Below are 1176 nucleotides of genomic sequence, written 5' to 3' on the forward strand. Positions count from 1 at the left end.
AGGAGCTAACGTTATAGGGACAAGCGAATAAGTGCACATGGTGGATGCCTTGGCGATTACAGGCGATGAAGGACGTAGTAGCTTGCGATAAGCTGCGGGGAGCGAGCAAACACGCTTTGATCCGCAGATTTCCGAATGGGGAAACCCGGCCTTTTAGGTCATTGCATACTGAATACATAGGTATGCAAAGCGAACGCGGCGAACTGAAACATCTAAGTAGCTGCAGGAAAAGAAATCAACCGAGATTCCCAAAGTAGTGGCGAGCGAAATGGGATGAGCCTGTACGTTTTAGCACGACGCATAACAGAAGCCATTGGAAACTGGCGCCATAGCGGGTGATAGCCCCGTATGTGAAATGCGATGTGTGGAACTAAGCGTACGACAAGTAGGGCGGGACACGAGAAATCCTGTCTGAACATGGGGGGACCATCCTCCAAGGCTAAATACTCGTAATCGACCGATAGTGAACCAGTACCGTGAGGGAAAGGCGAAAAGAACCCCGGGAGGGGAGTGAAATAGATCCTGAAACCGTGTGCATACAAACAGTAGGAGCGGACTTGTTCCGTGACTGCGTACCTTTTGTATAATGGGTCAGCGACTTACATTCAGTGGCGAGGTTAACCGAATAGGGAAGCCGTAGAGAAATCGAGTCCGAACAGGGCGACAGTCGCTGGGTGTAGACCCGAAACCAAGTGATCTACTCATGGCCAGGATGAAGGTGCGGTAACACGCCCTGGAGGTCCGAACCCACTAATGTTGAAAAATTAGGGGATGAGCTGTGGGTAGGGGTGAAAGGCTAAACAAACTTGGAAATAGCTGGTTCTCTCCGAAAACTATTTAGGTAGTGCCTCAAGTATCACCATCGGGGGTAGAGCACTGTTATGGCTAGGGGGTCATTGCGACTTACCAAACCATTGCAAACTCCGAATACCGATGAGTGCGAGCTTGGGAGACAGACGTCGGGTGCTAACGTCCGGCGTCAAGAGGGAAACAACCCAGACCGCCAGCTAAGGTCCCAAAGATTGGCTAAGTGGAAAACGAAGTGGGAAGGCTAAAACAGTCAGGATGTTGGCTTAGAAGCAGCCATCATTTAAAGAAAGCGTAATAGCTCACTGATCGAGTCGTCCTGCGCGGAAGATGTAACGGGGCTAAGCCAGTCACCGAAGCTGCGGATAT

General features: G+C 50.7%; 1 rRNA gene. It reads left to right on the plus strand.

The window, feature by feature from the left end:
* Nucleotides 1–17: 17 nt before the first annotated feature.
* Nucleotides 18–1176 (plus strand): 23S ribosomal RNA (locus V6M87_RS27180); the annotation flags it as partial.

The sequence above is a fragment of the Massilia sp. S19_KUP03_FR1 genome, from assembly GCF_036688685.1.
GTDB lineage: Bacteria > Pseudomonadota > Gammaproteobacteria > Burkholderiales > Burkholderiaceae_D > JALYUM01.